Source organism: Pseudomonas sp. P5_B2 (assembly GCF_056400445.1).
Window position 1 is genome coordinate 65,001 of record NZ_JBFULH010000001.1, and the last position, 21,752, is coordinate 86,752.

Below are 21,752 nucleotides of genomic sequence, written 5' to 3' on the forward strand. Positions count from 1 at the left end.
GGGTCGGAACGACCTTCAGATTTACCTGTAGGAGTTGCCGAAGGTTGCGAGCATTTGATCTTGCAGCCCATAACAGTCCCGGCAACGTCCTACAAGAAAACCACCGTCGTCCGATTGCGCCGTAATGCCCTGGTTCCTAAGCTCACTCGATGCTGAATGTTCAGCACTAGGTTTGGCGACCTGGAACCAAGCTATGCAGCGCAACCTCGTTCGAAATCAGGTATTTCTTTCCCGATTCGAATTATGGCGGCTGTGTGTGGGAGACCTTAGGGTCTGCCGGTATTCGCTTGGCCGGTTCGCCAACCCGCATGCAGCTGCCACCCTTATTGTTTGGCGACGATAAATGGCAGTTATCCATCAAGCGAATTTGAGTACTGCTTCATGAAAGATAACTATCTGATTCCTGACGTCTTCACCCGCCACAAACTCAACCTCCACGCCCTCCTCCTCGAAAACCAACCCTGGTTCAGCGCCCGCGACCTCGGCCGGCTACTCCGCCTTTTCCTTGACGAACGCGCCGTCCGAAAGCTCGACCCCGATCAACACCAGTCCGCGCGAGTCCTCATCCACGGGGTCATCGAAGACACCCTGCTGATCAGCGAATCCGGCGTCTACGCCCTATTGGTCTACCACTACTGCCCCGAATACCGAGGCCTGCGCGAATGGTTGACCCACGACGTGGTCCCCGCCCTCAGGGATGCGCAGCAACCGACCACAAACGAACGCCCGATTTTGAGCCTGTTGAACTGGCCGGAGATGTCATTGAGTTTGCTGCACTGGAATAACCAGCCGTGGATTCGGCTGCAGGAAGTTCCGCACATGCTGCCGAAGGGTGAACGACCACGGCGTGCGGTCAATGCACCGTGGTGGAAGCGAGCTTCCCGAATACTCCTGGCAATCTGAACGACAAAAAAACCCCACGCTTGTAACGTGGGGTTCGTTGAGTAGCGGAGGATCAGGCGCAGTGCGGAAGCCGCTCAACCTGATCCCGGATCGCAGCCCCTCGTTCAATCTCGGCTTTGCGCAAATCGTATGTCGTTTGCAGGTTCAGCCAAAACTCAGGGGTCGTATCCAGACAAATAGAAAGCCTGAGAGCCATATCAGCACTGACACCCCGACGCTGAAGCACGATGTCGTTCACCGTGGGTGTCGAAACGCTCAATGCTCTGGCCAGAGCGGCAGCCGTAAGGCTCAGAGGCTCCAGGTATTCCTCTTTGAGGATCTCGCCGGGGTGAACCGGGCGCATACCATTCTTAGTCATTACTCACCTCAGTGATAATCGACGATTTCGACATTTTCTGGGCCGTTAAGACCCCATAAAAAGCAAATTCGCCATTGAGCGTTGATGCGGATGCTGTACTGACCTTTCCGATTTCCCTCCAGCGCCTCCAGGCGATTGCCCGGCGGTGATCGAAGGTCTATCAGTACGGCAGCAGCATCAAGCATCGTCAGCTTTCGTTCCACGACACTCAGAATGGCTGACCACATACGGGTCTTACCGTTGCGAAACAGGAACTCGGTCTCAGAACACTTAAAGCTAACGATCATAATTTAAAGCTTAACGTTATGCATTAAGCTTGAGTGTATAACCTGACTTCCCAAATGCAAACTCGCTGTCTTGAGCCTTGGCCTTGCTTTCAAAACTTTAGGAAAAGGACTACATGCGTCCTTCAGAAGGCCTTCGAAACTCAGCCGAGTCCTACAAAAACAACCGGCAATTCTCATTGTTTCTAAACCGTGTTCACGTCTTAGCTTAAGGGCCAAAAAACCAGCTCACAAACCGAAGGAAGATCGCTGTGAAAACGAAAAAACGCCAAGCACAACTGTTACTCATCGTTGAGTTTCATTCCGAGGCACGCCGGTTAGCCGGGAAAATATCAGCCCATCAACGCCATTTTTTGCAAGTCGCTGCCGCTCACGGCAAAGAGCTTGAGCCAAGTGGCTGGCTTGCAGATGGTCGAGCCCGTCTAGCCCCCCCCAAAAGAAACCGCCTGACTGGCGTTTTTTTTCTCAACGAATTAGCGCACAACATCCGCAACATCCTGCGAAAACTTCGGTGCATCCAAAGCGACGCTAAATCACCGCATCCAGACTAATCTTCAAAAAACCGCAGGAAGCGGTCCCCGTAAAGCTCAAGGAACGACCATGTCCCTCTCCATCGTCCACAGCCGCGCCCAGATTGGCGTGGATGCGCCTGCCGTCACCGTCGAAGTCCATCTGGCCAATGGTTTGCCCTCGCTGACAATGGTCGGTTTGCCCGAAGCGGCGGTGAAGGAAAGCAAGGACCGGGTACGAAGCGCGATCATCAATTCAGGCCTGCAATTCCCTGCGCGGCGTATCACGCTGAATCTCGCTCCTGCGGATTTGCCAAAGGACGGCGGACGATTTGATCTGGCAATTGCCTTGGGGATTCTGTCAGCCAGCGTGCAGGTGCCGTCGTTGACGCTGGATGATGTGGAATGCCTGGGGGAGTTGGCTCTGTCGGGTGCCGTACGGGCCGTGCGCGGGGTGTTGCCGGCGGCGCTGGCCGCTCGCAAGGCCGGGCGTTCGCTAATGGTGCCACGGGCAAATGCCGAAGAGGCATGCCTTGCCTCAGGCCTTAAGGTGATCGCGGTGGATCATTTGCTGGAAGCGGTTGCGCACTTCAATGGGCACACACCGGTCGAGCCTTACGTTTCCAACGGTTTGCTCTACGCCAGTAAACCCTATCCCGACTTGAATGAAGTGCAGGGCCAACTTTCGGCCAAACGCGCTTTGCTGATTGCGGCTGCGGGGGCTCACAACCTGCTGTTCAGCGGACCACCGGGGACGGGGAAAACACTTTTAGCGAGTCGTTTGCCGGGGCTGCTTCCTCCATTGGCCGAAAATGAAGCACTGGAAGTCGCAGCCATTAAATCCGTTACCAGTTGCGTGCCATTGAGCCACTGGCCGCAACGACCGTTCCGCCAACCCCACCACTCCGCTTCCGGGCCGGCGCTGGTGGGCGGTGGCTCGAAACCGCAACCCGGTGAAATAACCCTCGCCCACCATGGCGTTCTGTTCCTCGATGAACTCCCGGAATTCGATCGCAAAGTGTTGGAGGTTTTGAGGGAGCCGCTGGAATCCGGCTACATCGTGATTTCCCGCGCCAAAGATCGCGTGAGGTTTCCGGCCCGCTTTCAATTAGTGGCCGCGATGAACCCGTGCCCCTGTGGATATCTTGGCGAACCCAGCGGCAAATGCAGCTGCACACCGGACATGGTCCAGCGTTACCGCAACAAACTGTCGGGGCCGTTGCTGGACCGAATCGACCTGCACCTGACCGTTGCCCGGGAAGCCACTGCGTTGAACCCTGCGCTGAAACCCGGTGACGACACCGCCACCGCCGCAGGGCTGGTTGCCAACGCACGAGAGCGACAACAAAAACGCCAAGGCTGCGCGAACGCTTTCCTTGATCTGCCGGGCCTGCGCAAACACTGCAAGTTATCCACAACCGACGAGGCATGGCTGGAAACTGCTTGCGAGCGTTTGACCTTGTCACTCAGGTCAGCCCATCGACTGCTCAAGGTCGCACGCACGTTGGCGGACCTTGAACAGGTCGATGGCATCACCCGCGAACATCTGGCGGAGGCATTGCAGTATCGACCAAGCACAAACTGACGAAAGTCATTCCTTGGTGAGATCAACCAACGGCACCTGCCTCACCTCAGTCTCCCGCCCACCCTGAATATCACTCACCGTCTTCAACGCCTTATCCACAGCCCCCTTATCCGCCAGCAAGCTGTACCTGATCTGAAACTGCTTCTGCTCTTTAACCCCAATCGTCGGTACCAAACCGATCGACCGCTGATACCGGCGGTTATAGGAAAAACTCGTCCCTGGCTCTAACCCAGTCACATACCCCTGCCCTTGCGTATCAGTGTTCTTCCACAATGAAAAAACCGGTAACTGCTGAGTATTAAACCCCACCGACACCCCAAGGCTCCCTGCCTTGTTATGCAGCACGGTCAACGTGTCACCTTTGGCATCGCCATAAGGCACAACGTTGTAAACCGTTTCGTCATAGTCCTTCGTCGGCGCGCGATAGGTTTGCCAATCCGGCAGCTCCCCTTTGGCCTTGTCGTTGAACGGCGACACCTGTTTGACCGGTGCCACAAATCGGGCGCCCTGCTCCAGGAACGGCGTACTGAAGTTACTGTGGTAAAGCGCTTGGTATTCCTTCGGATAATCACCGTTGTTGGTCAGGGAGTCATTGAGGGCAAACGTGACACTGCCGGGCTCGGTGACCAGTTCAGTCATTACCGAGAAATCGACTTTCTTGAACGCCTGCTCTTTGAGTTCGCCGCGCAGGCTGATCGCGTAAGGCGGTTTTTCATCGATATGCAGGGTGACTTTGCTGGCCGGGATGTTGGCGGCGCGGCCATGCAGGGTCAGCAGTTCGCCGTTGTCCATGCCGGGATGGCCGACCCATTCGTAGCCGCAGCGAGTGACGAGCTCGTTGAAGCCTTCGAGCCAGCCCAGGCCGCCACGACCGTTGAGCTCGATGAAGGACGGATTGACCACGTCCTTGACAGGCGAATCCCAGCCCATGCGCACATTACCGACCGACGCCTGCAGGACGTTCATACCGCGAGTCGGCACTACCGAGAGTTTCATTGTGCCGTTATTGATGTCGACGATGCTGACGCCCTCTTGCCGACCGCCGTGCAAGGTACGAAGGCTCACGGAGAAGGGTTTGTCGGTCTTCACACCGAGTTGCTGGCTGGTGATCTGCCAGTTTTGCGCGGCTTTGTCGCTGTCGAGCAGCACGTAGTCCCAAGCCATAGCGTGGGAGGCAGACAGCGCGCCAAAGGTAATGATGATTTTGAGCGGGGACATGGGAAAGCCTTTCTTGGAGTTGTGCATTTTTTATAGCGCTGATGAAACGATTCAGCAAGCATAAAAAAGCTGACACCCGAACCTTCCCAAACCAATTAAAATTGACCTTATGCAACCTACGGACGCTTAAGTTAGTCTCATACGGTTGAAGCTCCGGCAGATTGACGGCGATATCATGATGACACTAAGGTCGCCCCCTAAATGCAGGAGCAAGTACAGACACATGTGTCTGTCATTTTTGCGCAACGGAACGTATGGAGTTTGAATGCGCGGGGCACTATTACGCAGCGGTAAGAGCGGGTCATTCACTGCCCTCGGCGAAACAGGTCAACCGGTTTACCGGGCGGCCCTGCAATTGCGCGAAGCCATTCGCCGCAAGAACCCCGATTTGGTCGATCATCTGGCCATCCCTCAAAGCGATGAACTCGGCAACCAGATCGACTGGTACAGCGGCCTCGACGGCGATGTGATTCCGTGGAGCAGCGCGACTGAAGAAGAACGCGTCCCTGCCCGCCGCCAACTTGAAGCCCTGAAGACCGCGCTCGAGGAATTGAGCCAACGCTTCCTGGGCACTGAATCCGGCGAACAGCAGCAAGGCGACAAAGCCGTGTTCGGCAAGCTGCTCAAGCGTGTGATTCATTTCCCTGACGAAAACTTCGTCTACTTGGTGCAAGGCAAACCGGTGCTGACCTTTTGGGGTTTCGAGCATGCCGGTACCGGCATTAGCGATCCCCTGCACTGCCTCTATCAAATCCCGCCCGCGTTCACGCCGCCACCCGTCGTCGAAGCGCCTGTTGTGCCAGTGGTTGCTCGTCCGTGGTGGCGTCGCTGGTGGTGGCTGTTGCTGCTGCCGCTCCTGCTGCTGCTTTTGTGGCTGTTGCTCGGCCTGCGCGGTTGCGTCCCGCTTCCGTTGGTGGCGGTAGACCTGTTGCCCAAGGGCGTCGTGCCGGTGGAAAAACAGCTGGAAGAGCCGCCACTGCCTGGCAATGTCACGAACCTCAATGGCGTTCCAGTGACAGGCACCGTTATCGGTTCCACCACTGGAACCGGCACCGCCGTGACCGGAACGCATGGGGTGGAAACGCCGGCCGTCGAGGGTAACGAGGCTGATGCAGCATCCGCCGACTTGACCAAAGACCCAGCCAAAGACCCGGCTGCCGAAAACAAAACCGCGCCACCCGAAAACAAAACCACCCCACCCGAAAACAAAACCGCGCCGCCGGATGTCACATCGCCCGAAGCAGAAAAATCCGCCGCCGCAAAACCCGGCCCACCCCTGAGCATCCCGCCAGACGCCGCCGACGGTGCCGCCAAGTTCCTCGACGGGCAGTACAACGCAGGCGCCGGGATACAAGACCGCCGAACCGGCAAACCGCTGCGTCTGGAATACCAGCTCAAGGACGGTAAGGGCCAAGTCACCGTTCACCAGGCCGACGGCTCGAAATGCAGTGGGCCAGTAAGCGCTACCATGAAGGGTGGCAGCCTGGCCATCGACAGCCAGGGCCAGGCCGTATGCGGCGATGGCAGCACTTACGACATGCCCAAGGTCAACTGCCGCCCAGGGGCGACCACGGTCGCGGACTGCACCGGCGGTTACGGAACAGAACAATTCCCCATGTCCATGCGGCAAGCGGCCGAAAAAACGGAATAACCCGACATGTTGCCTGAAGTCACTCAATTCGAAGACACCGTCACGCTGGTCAGCGACACCGGCATCCAGTTCATGGATTTCGCCCTGCGCCTGGATCCCCGCAAGGAACCAGCGGGCGAGTTCGCACCGATGATCAGCGGGCTGATCTGCCGCCTGGCGTACAACGAAGAGAAAGACTTCTTTTTCTACGAGCCCGAACCAGAAAAGGTCGAAAAAGCCAAACCTGCGTTCAGCGTCGACATGAAAAGTAGCCTCGACTTACTCGACGGTATCTGGCTGCCGACCCCGTTTTTCCGCTTCATGCCACCGCATCGCTTCGATGAAGGTCCGATGAACTGGTCGCGCATGCGTCTGGTGAAACTGGCGACACCCGACATCGACGGCAACACCCACCGGCTGACAATGGCGTTCGATAGCCGCGTGATGCCCAAGCGTGACGGCACGGCTTACCTGGCGCCAAACGAAGAAGACATCAGCTCCGGCGTGTCTTTCAAACTCGCGACCAAGGCCAGCGAAACCCGCTGGTTCCTGGCACAGCCGTGGGTCAACGAGTGGCTGCTGGAAGTGTTCAACGAGGGCAATGCCCACCGTTCGCGCGCAGAACTGGACGCCGATATCCGCGCCAGTTATCACTTGGCGCACTACCTCAACCTGCTCAGCCTGTTGAGCACGCCGTCAGCCGCCCAGCAGTCGACGGCCCGGGCGAAAGTTGAAATCCCCGAGCTGAAAGTGGTCGCCAACGACAGCAATGGCTTGGTCAAACCGATTCCGGTGGACCTGGTGCTGGACGTCGGCAACTCGCGCACCTGCGGCATCCTGATCGAAAACCACGGTCAGGCCGGCTCCGGGCTGAAGCAGAACTACGTCCTGGAACTGCGCGACCTGATCACCCCCGAACACACCTACAACTTGCCGTTCGAAAGCCGCGTGGAATTCGCCCAGGCGTACTTCGGCAAGGACCACTGCTCGGTCAAGAGCGGCCGTCACGATGCGTTCCAATGGGCGACGATTGCCCGTGTCGGCAATGAAGCCAGCCGTCTGGCCAGCCGTCGTCGCGGCACCGAAGGCTCCACTGGCCTGTCCAGCCCGAAACGCTACCTGTGGGACGAAAACGCCTATGGCCACGGCTGGCGTTTCAACTGCTCGTACATCAAGACCGACAACGAGCCGTACGCCACTGCCGCGCCGTTCTCGCACCTGATCAACGAAACCGGGGAGGCGCTGTACAGCCTCGAAGAAGACGATCGTCTGCCAGTGTTCATGCCGCGTTATTCGCGCAGCTCGCTGATGACCTTCATGCTCGCCGAAGTGCTGGCCCAGGCGCTGTCGCAAATCAACAGCCCGGCCCAGCGCTCGCGCCAAGGTCACACCCGCGTGCCGCGTCAGCTCAACAGCATCACCTTGACCGTGCCGCCGGGCATGCCGCAGGCCGAGCGCAGCATCCTCAACGAACGCATGCTGCAAGCCATCGGCCTGGTGTGGAAAAGCCTCGGCTGGCATGCCGGCGAGGAAGATCCACATCAGGATCAAGCCGTCAGCCCGCGCACGCCGATCCCGAGTATCCGCGTGGAATGGGACGAAGCGTCCTGCGGCCAGTTGGTATACCTGTACACCGAGGTCAACGAGAATTTCGCCGGTCATCCGGAAGAGTTTTTCGACACCATCGCCCGGCCGGACAAGACCGACCGCCAACGGATCACCCTCGCGACCATCGACATCGGCGGCGGCACCACTGACTTGGTGATCAACGACTATCGCCTCGACCGTGCGGGTAATACCGGCAGCGGCAGCAATGTGCACATCGTGCCCGAGCAGCGCTTTCGCGATGGTTTCAAAATGGCCGGCGACGACATCCTGCTGGATGTGATTCAGGACTTCATCCTGCCAAGTTTCGAAAAAGCCTTGCAGAACGCTGGGGTGAAAGCCCCGGATTCGCTGATGTCGCGGCTGTGCGGCGATGAATCGGTCAGCGCCCAGGACATGATCCTGCGCCAGCAGCTGAACTTGCAGGTATTTGCCCCGCTGGGCCTGGCACTGCTCAAGGCGTACGAGCATTACGATCCGCAGGTGCCGCAAGAAGTCACCCCGCAAAGCTACCGCCAATTGCTCGGTGACAACGCGATCAGCAAGACCGTGCTCGACTACGTCAACGCCGCCGTGCGTCGCGATGTCGGCAGTCAGAGTGGTTTCGACCTGTATGCCGCGCCGATCAGCTTCGACCTGCAAAAGCTCCACGCCGCCTTCCTCAACGACCAGATCAACATCACCAAGATCCTTGGTGCGCTGTGTGAAGTGGTCGCGCATTACCCGTGTGATGTCTTGCTGCTGACCGGCCGCCCCTCGCGCCTGCCCGGCATCCAGGCGTTTATTCGCAAGGTATTGCCGCTGCCACCGGGACGCATTCTGGCGCTGCAAAACTACCGCACCGGTGGCTGGTATCCGTTCCACAAGAACGGCCTGATCGACGACCCGAAAARCACTGCCTCGGTCGGCGCCATGCTCTGCCTGCTGTGCGCCAACCACAGCGTGCCGAACTTCTACTTCCGTGCGTCGGCACTCAAGCCGTATTCGACGGTCAAGCACATCGGCGTCATCGACCTGAACAACGTGATCAAGGATGCGGACGTTCTGTACCGCGATATCCAGTCCGAAGACTACAAAATCAAGCTGCCGGAAATCGGCACGGGCGACACCGCCGACACGCCGCAGCTGGAAATGCGCGGTGATCTGCGCCTCGGTTTCCGCCAGTTGGCTACCGACCGCTGGGCCGCCTCGCCGCTGTACACCTTGCGGTTCACCAAGGCGGGGCGGGAGAAGTTTTCCCGCGCGATCGGTGAAAACGGCAGCGCGCCGCTGCTCAAGGTACGGTTTGAGGTCAAACCGGCGGACAAATACACGCGCAAGCAGGATCTGGTCAGCGACCGCCTCTCGGTTCGCGACATCGAATCCAACAGCAACAACGTCAACTTCAACCCGCGCAGCGACCTCGAGCTGGAACTCAACACCATGCTCGACGCCGGCCTGAGCGAGACCAAGTACTGGCTCGACAGTGGAAGTGTGAAACGCAAATGAAAGACCTGACCCCCGATCAAACTCAGCTCTCTGCCAGTTGGGCCGCTGTTTATGAAGGCGCCGGTCAGGCGCTGGACTGGATTGGCCAGACTCGCGGCAATGCGCCGCGCCTGGACAGCGAAGCCGACAACCTGAACATCCGCCTGCACCGCGCCCGCAACCTGGCTCAAAGCCTCGGTCGCGTGGCCTGCACGCCGATGACCATCGGCTTTTTCGGTTTGTCCCAGGCCGGCAAGTCCTACCTGATTTCGGCCCTGGCCGCCGGTCAGAACGGCAAACTGGAAACCGTGTTCGGCGACCATCGCCTGGACTTCATCAAGCACATCAACCCGGTGGGTGGCGGCAAGGAAGCCACCGGCCTGGTGACGCGTTTCAGCCGTCGGGCGACGGAAAGTCTGGATAAGGATTTCCCGGTAGAACTCACGCTGTTCAAGGAAATCGAGCTGGCGAAGATTCTCRCCAATGCCTGGTTCAAGGATTTCGACCTTGAGCGGATTTCCTACGAGATCGACGAAGAGCGCATCCAACGCGCACTCAAACCGTTCGAAGGCCGCGAAAACGGCCCGATGCAAACGGGGGTCAACGCCGACGATCTGGTGTCGCTATGGGATTACCTGCGCGACAACTTCCGCAACTCGGTGAAGAAACTTGAGCACCTGTACTGGCCCAAAGCATTGCAACTGGCGCCACGCCTGACCTTCCGGGAACGGGCCGAGCTGTTTTCGATCCTCTGGGGTGAGCAACGCGAGTTGACGCGCGTGTACCAGCAACTAGCCGGCGCACTGCACAAGCTGGGCCTGCCGGAGACCGTGTTCGCACCGTTGAAGGCCTTGGTGAGTTTCGACGACGACACCTACAGCCAGCGCGACAGCATCATGAACGTCGACATCCTCGAACGCTTCGGCACCTCGCTGGACTTGCCGATTGATGTTCGACCAGTGGTTGGCGATCGCCTGCAAAACAGCCAGGCGATCCCGGTCGCGCAACTGGCGGCATTGACCGCCGAAATGACCTTCCGCCTGATCGAGGCGCCGGTGGATGACATCGTCAATCAGGTCGACTTGCTGGACTTCCCCGGTTATCGCGGGCGCCAGAAACTGCACGAGATTGCCGATTCCAACAACCCGCAATCTGCCGCCAAGGACAACTCCGTTTCCCAGCTGATCCTGCGCGGCAAAGTCGCCTACCTGTTCGAACGCTACACCGACAACCAGGAAATGAACGCACTGGTGGTCTGCACCGGTTCGACCAAGCAGAGCGACGTCAACGACGTAGGCCCGGTGCTGACCCGCTGGATCGAAAAAACCCAAGGCGCCGACTCGGCCGCTCGCAGCAAACGCGACACCGGTCTGATCTGGGCGTTGACCATGCTCGACCTGCGCATCACCAACTCCCTCAGCCTGACACCCGATCAGTACGACGAGAGCTGGAACGGCATGGTCAAGCTGACCATGCTGGAGCGCTTCGGCAGCTTGAGCTGGATGAACGACTGGGCCGGCACACCGTTCCAGAACACCTACCTGGTGCGCAAACCGCGTATGGACGCAGCGTTCATCGGGCAGGACGCGACTGGTGCGGAAACCGGCCTTAATGCCATCTATCAGGAACGTGTCAGTGCGCTGGGCACCAGCTTCGCCAGCAACGCCCTGGTGTGCAAACACATCAAGAACCCGGTCAACGCCTGGGCAGAAATGCTGCGCAACGATGACGGTGGTATCAGCCACTTCAGCGGCAGTTTCAAAGGCGTGGCCAATATCGAATTCAAATTGCAGCGTATCCGCGAGCAATTGGGCGAGTGCCTCGAAGGCCTGACCACTCATGGCCTGAGCACTTGGTACCACGCCGACGGCGACAGCGCCACAGCCGCCAAGAAAGCCAAGGCGCAAATGATTCTGACGGGCCTGGGCCGTCGCCCGGCAGTACTTGGCGAATTGATCGATCAACTCGACATTCCGAGCGAAGAGGTGCGCGACCTGTACCTCAGCGGCGTGTACGAAACCGATGGAGAGCCGGCCGCGAACGAGGAGCCGCTCGCCCCGACACCGAGCCAGAGCCTGTACGGCAACGACGCCGGTTTCGATTTCGATTTCGGTGACGACCTGAGCCAAGACGCGCCGGCCACCAGCAATACCGGTACGCCGGCACCTGAGCTGCAAAGCAACGAACACCGTTTCGCCAAAGCGGCGTTCAAGGCGTGGATCGCGCACCTGCGTGAACTGACCACCCGGCAAAGCCTGCTCAACCTGCTGGGGCTGGAAAAGGCCTTGCTGGAAGCGGTGGTCGATGAACTGATCACCGCCGGCTATCGCCAGGATTTGCCGGGGCAACTCAGCCGCGCAGTCCTCAAGCGCGCACAAAGTGGATCTCGGCGCGATCAACTGGTCGAGCGCCAGGTACTGGAAGTGCAGCGGGTGCTGCGCGATTTCGTGTCCTGGTTCGGCTACCTCCAGAAACCGGTGAGCGAGCGTCCGAACAGCCGCGCCGGTGCCAAGGAGCCTTTGTTTTCGTTCTACACCGACATTGGCCCGGGACAAGTCCCCGTGCTTGCGGCGCAACCGGCGAATCAGGCGCAACGTTATCTGGGCGACTGGCTCTCGGGCCTGGCCTACATCACGCAGGACAATGCCGGCCATGGTGCCGGACGTGAAATCACCCCTGAACAGAACGAACGGCTGGGCCAAGTGCTCACAGCCTTCGTAGCGAGATAAGCAATGCCCATTCGTGTCGACCTGCTCGCGTTAGAGCCCAATGTACCTGGCCAGGCCCGCCTCACTGTGAAGAAATGGCAGGGTGGCGAGGAACAGTTGGAGTTTTCCATTCAGCGTAACCAGGACGGTTTTTACCTCCAGGACCACAAGGCCTGGAGCAACAATCCATTCTGGTTCAAGGTCTCGCGTTTCAATCTTGCGGCCAGCGGCGATGCCCTGGAAACGCAGGTCGGCCCGGTCGTGGTCGACCCGCTGCTGGAAGGCGGCGCCAACTCGCAATTCCAGATCGAACTGCGCGAACAGAACCACGGTCATGCCGATAAAGGCGTGGTTCGCCCAGGTGTTGGCTTGCTGCCGTCCACGGCCGGCGGCCAGACTCGTTCGACCTACGGCGGTGCCGAACTGACGGCGCCGAACGTACCGGCACCGGAGATCCTGGAAATCCCGGATCTGCCTGAACTGACCCTGTCCACCGCCGAGCCCGAAGTGGAGTTGGAGTCGGTGCTCACCGAGCCTGCCTACACGCCGCCTCCCCCCCCGGTTAAGAAAAGCAACAAAGGCCTGATCGGCCTGTTGGTTGTGGTGTTGCTGCTGGCGGCGGGCGCCGGATTCTGGTTCTACAAACGCACGCCGGCCCCTGCGGTTGCAGCCACTGCCGCCGCACCCGCCGGCGCCGATGCTCAAGCCTGTACCCTCGACAGCATGAACAGCCTGCCCGAGTTGACCTTCGTCCAGACATGTATCAAGGCAGCGCCCGACAGTGCCAAGTTGCTGGAAATCATCAACCAGGCCAAGTCCGGCAAACACTGCGGCGTCGCCCAGCGTCTGTACGCCAACCGTGCCCAGGCCGGTGATACGTTGATCGCCAATGCTTATGCTCGCGAATACGACCCTAAATACCTGAAGGCCAGCGAGTGCTTCCCGGCCGCGGACAACGCCACCGCCGCCTATTGGTATGAAACCATCCTGACCCAGGACCCGAACAACGCCGAAGCCAAGCAGCGTTTCGAGGAGTTGCAGAAGTGATGCGTTCGCCCATGAGTCGATTCCTGCTGAGCGGTGCCGCCTTGCTCGCGCTGTGCATCAGCCCGCTGTCCCAGGCCGATGACAAACCGCTGATCCAGGCCGGTAAAAAAACCCTGTTCCAACGCGTGCTGACAACGCCAGGCTGCAAAATCAGCCCGACGGCGGGCGGTGCCGAAGGTGAAGCACAACCAGTCTTCAGCCGCTTCTATGTGTACGAACGTGCGCAAGCGAAGAACGTCGAGTGGCTGAAAGTCGGCCCCGACAGCTACGGCAAAACCATTGGCTGGCTGCCTGCCAGCTGCACCACCGACTGGAAGATGCAGCTGACGCTGGCCTTCACCAACCCGGCCAACCGCGACCGGTTGCTGTTCTTCAAGGACCGCGCCACCGTCGAAGGCATCCTTGATGCACCGGACCCGGTCAGCAAAGTCGCACCGCTGCGGGCCACACTGAAAAAGGGCCAGCAAGCACCGGGCGTGCTGGCTGAAGAACCTGAATACTTCGTCGACCTGCAAAAGCAGTTCTACCTGCTGCCGGTGCTCAGTGGCGAAGAAGTCATGACCGAAAGCGGTTTCCGCACGCGCCTGCTCAACGTCGCCTCCGTCAGCAAGCCGGATGACAAGAACGCCAAGGGCGGTGCTGCAAACAGCGCTGCCGGCAGCAAGGAGGCCGAAGAGAAAAAGGCCAACCAGCTGAAGGAATTCAGTGCGGCCGTGGTGTTTGTCATCGACTCGACGATTTCGATGGACCCCTACATCGACCGCACCCGCGAGGCGATCCGCAAGGTTTACCAGAAGATCGAAGCACAGAATCTCGGCAAGCAGGTCAAATTCGGCTTGGTGGCTTTCCGCTCCAACACCCAGGCGGTACCGGGGCTGGAATACACCACCAAGATGTACGCCGACCCTACCAAGGTCAAAGACAGCGCCGACTTTTTCGCCAAGATCGCCGACCTCAAACAGGCCACCGTGTCGAGCAGCAGCTTTGATGAAGACTCGTTTGCCGGCGTCATGGAGAGCATCGACAAGGTCGACTGGAACCAGTTCGGCGCGCGCTACGTGGTGCTGATCACCGATGCCGGCGCCATCGAAGGCGACGACAAGCTATCGAAGACCGGTTTGAGCGCCGCACAGGTGCGTATGGAAGCCGCCAACCCGGGCGTGGCGATTTACACCCTGCACTTGAAAACCCCGGCCGGGGCCAAGGACCATGCCAAGGCCGAAGCGCAATACCAGAACCTGTCGACCTATCCGGGCACCAACACTTCACTGTACTACCCGGTGAACGCTGGCGATGTGCAGGAATTCGGGCGCAAGGTTGATGCCCTGGCCGGGGCGATCACTACGCAAGTGAAAGCCGCCTACATGGGCGAAGACGCCATCGGCAGTGCGGCGAACGCCAAGCAGGACCCGGCCGAGAAGAAAATGCTCGAAGACGCGGCGCTGATCGGCCACGCCATGCAACTCGCCTATCTCGGCGAGAAGACCAACAGCAAGGCCCCGCCGGTGTTCAAGGCGTGGATCACCGACCGCGACCTGATCAAGCAGAACATCCCGACCACCGACGTGCGGGTGCTGCTGACCAAATCCCAGCTCAGCGACTTGAGCGACGTGATGAAGCAGATTCTCGATGCCGCCAACGAAGGCCTGATTTCGCCGACGGAAATGTTCGATCGCCTGCGCGCCGTGGCGGCGACCATGGGCGCCGATCCCAATCAGCTCAAGCAGAACGGCAACGCCAAACTGGCGGACATGCACGTCCTCGGCGAGTACCTCGAAGACCTGCCTTATCACAGTGAAGTGCTGAACCTGGATGAAGAGACCTGGAAGAGCTGGGACGGTCTGGCGCAAGAGAAATTCATCCGCACGCTGAACACCAAACTGCGGCATTACCAGCGATACAACGCGGATGTCGACCGTTGGGTAGCTTTAGCCAAAGACAGTGATGCCCGGGACAACGTCTATCCCGTGCCACTGGAAATGATGCCTTAACGAGACGCCGATGCTTGATATCAAGAACCTGCTGGTGCGCCGTGGTGTAGGCGCACAGGCTCATCTCGTGCGATTGCCGCACTTGCAGGTCGGCGCCGGAGAAATCCTCGCCATCACCGGCGAGAGCGGCAGCGGCAAAAGCACGTTGCTCGAAGCCATTGGCCTGTTGCTCGCGCCCGTAGAGCTGGAACGCTTTCGCCTGGGCGCGACGCACGCTCAGGATATCGCCCAACTGCTGGCCACTGACGACCAGCCTGCTCTTGCAGCGGTGCGCTCACGGCATCTGGGATTCATTTTGCAGAGCGGCGGCTTGCTGCCGTTCCTGAGCGTGCGGGACAACATCAGTCTGCCACGCCGTTTGCTCGGGATGCCGGCCAAGAGCGAGCACATCGACCACGCCGTTGACGTGTTGCGCTTGCAAGGGTTGCTGGATAAACAACCTCAGGCCTTGTCGATCGGCGAACGCCAGCGCGTGGCCTGCGTTCGGGCCATTGCCCATGAACCGCTGCTGCTGTTGGCCGACGAACCGACTGCCGCGCTAGACCCTCACAGTGCCCGGCGATTGTTCGAGTTGCTCCTGAGCCTGGTGTCGAGCATGGGTTTGAGCGCGCTCGTTGTGTCCCATGACTGGGCCTTGCTGAAGGATTTCGGCTTGCCGCGACTCGGCGCTATCAGCCGCCAGGGAGAGACTCTGTTTGAACCGATGGACTGATCGCTTGCACCTGCTGGGCTCACTGGCGCTGCAAGACCTCTGGCACGACCGCAAGGTCTCACTGTGCATCGCCGCGTCCCTGGTGGCTGTGATCGCGCCGTTGTTGCTGCTGTTCGGGCTCAAACACGGTGTGGTCAGCCAGCTACAGGACGAACTGCTGCGCGACCCGCGCAACCTTGAAGTGAAGATGCTCAGTAACGGCAATTACGACACGGCCTGGATCGAACGTTTGCGCCAGCGCCCCGAGACCGGATTTGCCCTCGGCCAGACCCGCTCGCTCAATACCCAGGCTGACCTGTTGATCGGCATGCAACGGTTTGTCGAAGGTGCGGAAATCATCGCCACCGAGCCGGGCGACCCACAACTGAACCTGCCGTCACTCAACCCCGTCGGCAATCAAGTGATCCTCAGCGCCAGCGCAGCGCAACGCTTGCAGGCCAAGGTCGGCGACAATGTGCAGATGCGAGTCTTGCGCCGCCTGGACGGTGTCAATGAACGCGGCGAGATGACGCTGACGGTACTGGCCGTGCTCGACGCTGCCCGCTTCGGTCGTGCGGCCGGGTTTGTCGCCCCGCCGCTGCTGCTGGATCTGGAGCGCTTTCGCGACGGTTATCAGGTCAGTGGGTTCGGCGTTGACACCGGTAAGCCTCAGGGTAATCTGCAGCCGCTGTATGCCCGCGCCCGCGTGTATGCGCGCGACATCGATCAGGTCGCACCGCTGGAGCACTGGCTCAACGAACAACACATCGAAACATCGAGCCGTCTGGCCGACATCGACAACGTCAAAGCCATCAACCATGTGCTGGGGCTGATCTTTGGCGTGATCGCTGCGGCGGCACTGATCGGCTGCGTGGCGTCGATGGTCGGCGCGTTCCTGGCCAACATCGACCGTAAACGCAAAAGCCTGGCAGTCCTGCGCCTGCTGGGTTTCAAACGCAGGGCCGTTGGCGGTTTCGTGGTCCTGCAAGCGCTGGTACTGAGCCTGGCCGGCTACATTGGCGGGCTGGGGTTTTATGCCGTGGGCAGTCATTTGTTCGACTACCTGCTCGGCAGCAGCCGGGCCACCGGTACCTTCGTTTGCCACGTCACTGTTTGGCATGGCCTGGCCGCCCTGCTCCTGACCTTTTTGGTCGCTGCACTGGTGGCCGCGATCGGCGCCCTGCGAGCGATCAACATCCAACCTGCGGAGAGTCTGCGTGAGCTATAAACGTTTGGGCTTGCTGTTGCCCCTGAGCCTCGGCTACGTGCTCGACGCCTCGGCGGCGGGCTGGGAAGAGAAGTATTACAACCCGATGCCAGACGCCGCCGACGTCGTGCTGCCGATGCCCTGCGAAGGCTCGATGGTATTTCGCAAGGTGTTCATTCCGGTCGCCGGCCCGCTGGATGACTACCCGATCAACATCGGCCAGGACGGCGCGGAATACGGCTACGTCGAACAGACCCGTCCAACCTTTATCGCCGGCAGCTTTACCGGGGCCAAGAACGACAAATCCCGCTACTACCTGATGGCCAAGTACGAGATGAGTCAGTTGCAATACGCCGCGCTGACCGAAGCAACCTGCCCCACCGCCGCCACCAAGATGCGCTTGCCGCAAACGTCGGTGAGTTGGGTGCAGGCCATCGACGCCGCCGACAAGTACAACCTGTGGCTGCGCAAAAACGCCGCTGGCAAGCTGCCCAAGGAAGACGGCGCGCAAGGCTTCCTGCGCCTGCCGACCGAAGTCGAATGGGAGTTCGCCGCGCGCGGAGGGCTGGAAGTCGGTGCCGCTGAATTCCGCGACACGCACTACCCGATGCCAGAAGGCATCAACGCCTACGAGTGGTTCGCCGGGGCGCAATCGTCCAATGGCAAAGTGCAGTTGTCCGGTCTGCAAAAACCCAATCCGCTGGGCCTGCATGACATGCTCGGGAACGTCGACGAAATGATGTTCGAGCCGTTTCGCCTGAACAAACTCGACCGCCAGCACGGTCAGGCCGGCGGCTACGTCGTCCGTGGCGGTAACTACCTGACCGCGCAGGCCGACCTGCGTACGGCATTGCGCAAGGAAGAGCCGTATTACAATGCCGAAGGCCAGGTGAAAAACAAGACCACCGGCCTACGACTGGTGCTGGTTTCCCCGACCCTCACATCTCGCGAACGGGTCGCCAGCATCGAAAGCAGCTGGAAGAAACTCGGCACCGGCAGCAAGGAAGCCGAATCCGCTGACAAAGGCACCGTGCAATCCCTCAACACCCTGGCCTCGGGCGTCGAAGACAAAGCACTCAAGGAAAAACTCAAGGCCCTGGAAAATCAGCTGCGCGCCAGCAACCAGCAGCAGGAAGAAACCCGCGACCAGGCGATTCGCGCCAGCCTCAACCTGGGCGCGTTCCTGTGCACCAAAATGCTCGATGATGGTCAATACGTGGACTTCCTGCAAAAGAACTACAAGCTCAATTGCGAAGGTGCGGACAAAGACGCGAGCTGCGACATGCGTAAAACCAAGCTCGACGAGCAGAAGGATCGCCTGCACAAGCTCAGCCGTTACTACGCCAGCAGTCTGGTGGAGTCGGCGACCTTGTACGGCCAGCCACTGCTTGAAACGCAGGTCCCGGTGATGGAAGAAATCATCACCCGCAATAAACAGCTGCAAGAGCTCAAGCCTTACTTGCGCACCCACTGGGCCAATCAGAAGGCGTTCCTGCAAAAGCAGAAAATCGATACTGAAGCCTGGCTGAACAGCTGCAAAACCGTCACTCAATAACTTACCTTAATAACAACGCGTCAACACCGTTACGTAGGAGTTTTCACCATGTCGCGCAGCCTTTGGACTCGCTTCAAGCTACAGATCGCTTTCGTAGTCGCCGGCAGCCTGCTAATGACCGGTTGCGCCAACACTGGAAGCTCTATGCTCGGCGAAGGCGACGGTGCCGATCCGCGCCTGACCCAGGGCAATGATGCAGAGTTCTTCAGCAAATCCGGATACCAGGCCTGCGCCGTCGGCGCCGGTATCGGCATCCTCGCTTGCGCACTGTCCAACAGCAACAACAAAACCGTGTGCGTCGTCGCCGCCGGTATTACCGCATGCGGCGTGGCCATGGGCGCGAACTATTACCTGGATCAACGTCGCGCCGAATACGCCGACACCTCCACCCGTTTGGCGAAGATGAACAGCGACGTCGAACAAGACACGCAGAAGGTGATCGCCCGTACCGCGACCGCTCAGCAAGTGATCAGTGATGACCAGGCACAAATCGCCCAGATCAAAAAGGACATCGCCAACAAGAAAGTCGACAGGAACAAAGCTCAGGCGCAAATCGCCGGGATCGATTCGGACATCGCGCGCCTGCGTAAAGACCTGGCCAACATGCGGACCAAAGTCACCGAGTACAGCAAAGTGGCAGACGCCGAGCGCTCACAAGGCACCAGCGCCGAGATCRGGCAGGTGGACATGAACATTCAGAAAATGAACCAGAAAGTCGTCACCCTCCAGAAAGAAGTCGACGCTCTGTACAGCCAACGCTCCGCAATCACTCTGGGTTAAAGACATGACGCTACAACAACTGGTGATTTTCACTGCCGTCCTGACCCTGAGCGGTTGCGCGACCACGCCCGGCGAATGCGATGCGACCAATCGTGACAGCAGCATGCTGACCAAGATGAACTGCGACTACTCCGGTGGCTACAGCGATCAGGTCAAGCAGAAGGAACTGGCCCTGAGCGAGTCCCGTCAGCAAAACGCAATGTTCCATCAGGTGTACGAGAACATTCAGGCCCAGCAACTCAGTACCAAAACCGATCTGGCCAGCCAGCAGAAATCCCAGGCGGCGCTGAATCAGTCGCTGTCGCAACTGCTGACCTCGCTCAAGGCCAGGCGTGGCAACGAAGCCCACGTGCAGAAGCAGATCGCCGACCTCGAGAAGCAGCTCAAGGCTTCGCAAGCGGCGCCAACGACCAAGTCAACACCTGCGACGTTGGCGGCCAAGCAACAAGAGCTGAAAACGTTGCAGAAGAAGGTCAATCAGCTGCAATTCAGCCTCGGCTACGAAGAGTAACTTTTCACCCCGCAGGGCATCCCGACGGATGCCTGCACTTTTTCAGGAATCGTCGTCATGCAGCGGGTCATCAGGGATGCGCAAGCCACATCGGAGGGGATGAGTGCGCTRCAAGCCAAAGTCGCCCTTATCCAGAAACACTTTCCGCCAACCGTCGCCAGTCTGTTTGCTATCCCGCGGATGGGCAGCGGCGACGTGCTGGAATGGTGGACCGAACTGGGTGGCCAACCCACGCCCTATGCCGACCTCAACGAGGACGCGCAACGACGTTTGCTGGAAACCTATGAAGTGCGTCAGACGTCCCTCGAACAGCTGGCGGATGAACTGCAGAAACGCGGTCAACCGACGGTAGCGGATGACCTGCGCAGCCTGCTCGGCACGCCTGAGCTGGACAAACTCTACAGCCTCAACGGTGAGCCTTTGGTGGTGCGCTGGAACCTGCGTCCGCCCAGACCGATCCTGCCGCCGGTGGTTCCGGTGGTGCCGGTCGTACCGCCATCGCGGCGTGGCTGGTGGATCGCGGCGGCTTTGCTCGCGCTGCTGTTGCTGCTCCTGGCACTCTGGCTTTGGTGGTTCCTGCACCGTGAACCGGTTGTCGTGGCTCCACCTGTAGCGCCAGTGCCGCCGGTAGTGGCGCCCGTTGAGAAACCGGTCGAGAAACCGGTTGAGCCGGTCCCCGAGCCTGTCGTGGAACCGGAACCGAAACCTGTTCCGGTACCAGAACCCACGCCAGAACCGGTACCGCCACCCAAGCCGGTCCCGTCACCCAAACCGGCACCGGAGCCCAAGCCGATTCCGCCACCAAAACCGGTTCCACCACCAAAACCGGTAGTGGCGGCCCCACCTCCACCTCCAGCCCCGCCACCGGCCCCGACGCTGGACAACTTCGCATGCCGTAAAAATGCACCGGCCTCGGAGGTCCCGCAATTCGTGGTGGTGCTCGACACCTCGGGTTCGATGAACTTGAACATCAAGTCAGTGAAAGCCGACGAGGATTGGTTCTACGGTAGTGGTGACCTCAACAAGCTCCTGGACCCGAATCGCTACATGCGTCTCACCGCCAAACCCAGCCGCATGGACGTCGCCAAGGACTCGCTGGCCGGCATGATCAACGGGCTGGACCCGAAGATCGACACACGCCTGATCACCTTCGCCGGCTGCGAAAGAACACCGGACCGGGGTGTGTTCAAGTTCGGCGACCGCCCGCGGCTGATCAACGGGATTCGAGGTCTGGCTCCCGACGACGGAACACCGCTGGCCGACAGCCTTGCCCACGCGGCGAGTACCGTCGACGGGCGCAATAACGATGCGGTTATCGTAATGTTTGTCGACGGTGAAGACGGTTGCGGGCAGGACGTTTGCGCGGTATCCCGTCGAATCGCCAGGGAACAACCGCGCCTGCGAGTCAACGTGGTGAAAATCGGTGTTGGCGGCACGTCACGCTGCATCGCTGAAAACACCGGTGGCCGGGTTTACAACAGCACCAATGCCGCTGAACTGGGCAGCCTGTTGAAACAGGCGAGCAAGGAAGTATCCAGCAGTGCCAAGTGTGATTAGCTTGGGGACTGATCCGCAATTGAGGTGAGCCCATCGCGAGCAGGCTCACTCCCACACTGGATTTTTGTTGTGAACACCAAATCTGTGAACACCACAGATCAACTGTGGGAGTGAGCCTGCTCGCGATGGCTATTTCAAAGGCACCT

Annotated in this window: 17 protein-coding genes; 14 read left to right on the forward strand and 3 right to left on the reverse strand. The window is 59.6% G+C overall.

Translation table 11 applies throughout. The annotated features are described in order from the left end of the window. Positions 1-381: 381 nt before the first annotated feature. Positions 382-903, forward strand: a complete 522-nt coding sequence (locus tag AC1DRJ_RS00355) for a BRO-N domain-containing protein (protein ID WP_477800278.1) — start codon at positions 382-384, stop codon at positions 901-903. A gap of 52 nt (positions 904-955) precedes the next feature. Here AC1DRJ_RS00355 and AC1DRJ_RS00360 read toward each other — a convergent pair whose 3' ends face one another. Beyond that, entirely contained in the window at positions 956-1,261 is a 306-nt protein-coding gene (locus AC1DRJ_RS00360) for a HigA family addiction module antitoxin (RefSeq protein ID WP_477800279.1), read from the reverse strand. 8 nt (positions 1,262-1,269) lie between these two features. Next, entirely contained in the window at positions 1,270-1,548 is a 279-nt protein-coding gene (locus AC1DRJ_RS00365; RefSeq protein ID WP_477800280.1) for a type II toxin-antitoxin system RelE/ParE family toxin, read from the reverse strand. Between the two features lie 248 nt (positions 1,549-1,796). Here AC1DRJ_RS00365 and AC1DRJ_RS00370 point away from each other — a divergent pair, with 248 nt between their 5' ends. Both AC1DRJ_RS00370 and AC1DRJ_RS00375 read left to right on the forward strand, forming a co-directional pair. Further along, positions 1,797-2,096: a hypothetical protein gene (locus AC1DRJ_RS00370; protein ID WP_477800281.1), complete on the forward strand. Its 300-nt coding sequence runs from the start codon at positions 1,797-1,799 to the stop codon at positions 2,094-2,096. Between the two features lie 49 nt (positions 2,097-2,145). Beyond that, the gene (locus tag AC1DRJ_RS00375) at positions 2,146-3,639 is read left to right on the forward strand and encodes a YifB family Mg chelatase-like AAA ATPase (protein WP_477800282.1); all 1,494 of its coding nucleotides are present in this window, start codon (positions 2,146-2,148) and stop codon (positions 3,637-3,639) included. A 6-nt stretch (positions 3,640-3,645) separates the two neighbouring features. On the opposite strand, the gene AC1DRJ_RS00380 is transcribed toward AC1DRJ_RS00375, so the two are convergent. Next, a complete protein-coding gene (locus AC1DRJ_RS00380) occupies positions 3,646-4,857 on the reverse strand; it encodes an aldose 1-epimerase family protein (protein ID WP_477800283.1) in 1,212 nt (403 codons plus the stop codon). A gap of 265 nt (positions 4,858-5,122) precedes the next feature. On the opposite strand from AC1DRJ_RS00380, the gene AC1DRJ_RS00385 reads away from it, so the two are divergent. Genes AC1DRJ_RS00385 through AC1DRJ_RS00435 form a run of 11 tightly spaced genes read left to right on the forward strand, consistent with a single transcriptional unit; the run spans position 5,123 to position 21,606 of the window. Next, positions 5,123-6,508: an SrfA family protein gene (locus tag AC1DRJ_RS00385; protein WP_477800284.1), complete on the forward strand. Its 1,386-nt coding sequence runs from the start codon at positions 5,123-5,125 to the stop codon at positions 6,506-6,508. Positions 6,509-6,514: 6 nt separating this feature from the next. Further along, on the forward strand, positions 6,515-9,580 hold the full coding sequence (locus AC1DRJ_RS00390; RefSeq protein WP_477800285.1) for a virulence factor SrfB: 3,066 nt from the start codon (positions 6,515-6,517) through the stop codon (positions 9,578-9,580). Further along, positions 9,577-12,288, forward strand: a complete 2,712-nt coding sequence (locus AC1DRJ_RS00395; protein WP_477800286.1) for a putative virulence factor — start codon at positions 9,577-9,579, stop codon at positions 12,286-12,288. The genes AC1DRJ_RS00390 and AC1DRJ_RS00395 overlap by 4 nt, the downstream gene beginning before the upstream one ends. A 3-nt stretch (positions 12,289-12,291) precedes the next feature. Further along, positions 12,292-13,314 (forward strand): hypothetical protein, encoded by a 1,023-nt coding sequence (locus AC1DRJ_RS00400; RefSeq protein ID WP_477800287.1) that lies wholly within the window; start codon positions 12,292-12,294, stop codon positions 13,312-13,314. Between the two features lie 11 nt (positions 13,315-13,325). Then, entirely contained in the window at positions 13,326-15,305 is a 1,980-nt protein-coding gene (locus AC1DRJ_RS00405) for a vWA domain-containing protein (RefSeq protein ID WP_477800302.1), read from the forward strand. A 10-nt stretch (positions 15,306-15,315) separates the two neighbouring features. Next, the gene (locus tag AC1DRJ_RS00410) at positions 15,316-16,017 is read left to right on the forward strand and encodes an ABC transporter ATP-binding protein (protein WP_477800288.1); all 702 of its coding nucleotides are present in this window, start codon (positions 15,316-15,318) and stop codon (positions 16,015-16,017) included. Beyond that, positions 16,001-17,224 (forward strand): ABC transporter permease, encoded by a 1,224-nt coding sequence (locus tag AC1DRJ_RS00415; protein ID WP_477800289.1) that lies wholly within the window; start codon positions 16,001-16,003, stop codon positions 17,222-17,224. Before AC1DRJ_RS00410 ends, AC1DRJ_RS00415 begins: the two co-directional genes overlap by 17 nt. After that, on the forward strand, positions 17,214-18,758 hold the full coding sequence (locus AC1DRJ_RS00420; RefSeq protein WP_477800290.1) for an SUMF1/EgtB/PvdO family nonheme iron enzyme: 1,545 nt from the start codon (positions 17,214-17,216) through the stop codon (positions 18,756-18,758). Before AC1DRJ_RS00415 ends, AC1DRJ_RS00420 begins: the two co-directional genes overlap by 11 nt. Positions 18,759-18,806: 48 nt before the next feature. After that, complete coding sequence (locus AC1DRJ_RS00425; protein ID WP_477800291.1) at positions 18,807-19,538, forward strand: hypothetical protein; 732 nt, start codon at positions 18,807-18,809, stop codon at positions 19,536-19,538. A 4-nt stretch (positions 19,539-19,542) separates the two neighbouring features. Continuing rightward, a complete protein-coding gene (locus AC1DRJ_RS00430) occupies positions 19,543-20,049 on the forward strand; it encodes a hypothetical protein (RefSeq protein ID WP_477800292.1) in 507 nt (168 codons plus the stop codon). A 57-nt stretch (positions 20,050-20,106) separates the two neighbouring features. Next, positions 20,107-21,606 (forward strand): vWA domain-containing protein, encoded by a 1,500-nt coding sequence (locus AC1DRJ_RS00435; RefSeq protein WP_477800293.1) that lies wholly within the window; start codon positions 20,107-20,109, stop codon positions 21,604-21,606. Positions 21,607-21,752: the final 146 nt, after the last annotated feature.

Excerpts from the sequence above, each read along its gene's own strand:
- AC1DRJ_RS00355 (WP_477800278.1), top strand. The coding sequence starts at position 382 with ATGAAAGATAACTATCTGATTCCTGACGTCTTCACCCGCCACAAACTC.
- AC1DRJ_RS00375 (WP_477800282.1), top strand. The coding sequence starts at position 2,146 with ATGTCCCTCTCCATCGTCCACAGCCGCGCCCAGATTGGCGTGGATGCG.
- AC1DRJ_RS00360 (WP_477800279.1), bottom strand. The coding sequence starts at position 1,261 with ATGACTAAGAATGGTATGCGCCCGGTTCACCCCGGCGAGATCCTCAAA.
- AC1DRJ_RS00385 (WP_477800284.1), top strand. The coding sequence starts at position 5,123 with ATGCGCGGGGCACTATTACGCAGCGGTAAGAGCGGGTCATTCACTGCC.
- AC1DRJ_RS00410 (WP_477800288.1), top strand. The coding sequence starts at position 15,316 with ATGCTTGATATCAAGAACCTGCTGGTGCGCCGTGGTGTAGGCGCACAG.
- AC1DRJ_RS00400 (WP_477800287.1), top strand. The coding sequence starts at position 12,292 with ATGCCCATTCGTGTCGACCTGCTCGCGTTAGAGCCCAATGTACCTGGC.
- AC1DRJ_RS00365 (WP_477800280.1), bottom strand. The coding sequence starts at position 1,548 with ATGATCGTTAGCTTTAAGTGTTCTGAGACCGAGTTCCTGTTTCGCAAC.
- AC1DRJ_RS00380 (WP_477800283.1), bottom strand. The coding sequence starts at position 4,857 with ATGTCCCCGCTCAAAATCATCATTACCTTTGGCGCGCTGTCTGCCTCC.
- AC1DRJ_RS00430 (WP_477800292.1), top strand. The coding sequence starts at position 19,543 with ATGACGCTACAACAACTGGTGATTTTCACTGCCGTCCTGACCCTGAGC.
- AC1DRJ_RS00405 (WP_477800302.1), top strand. The coding sequence starts at position 13,326 with ATGAGTCGATTCCTGCTGAGCGGTGCCGCCTTGCTCGCGCTGTGCATC.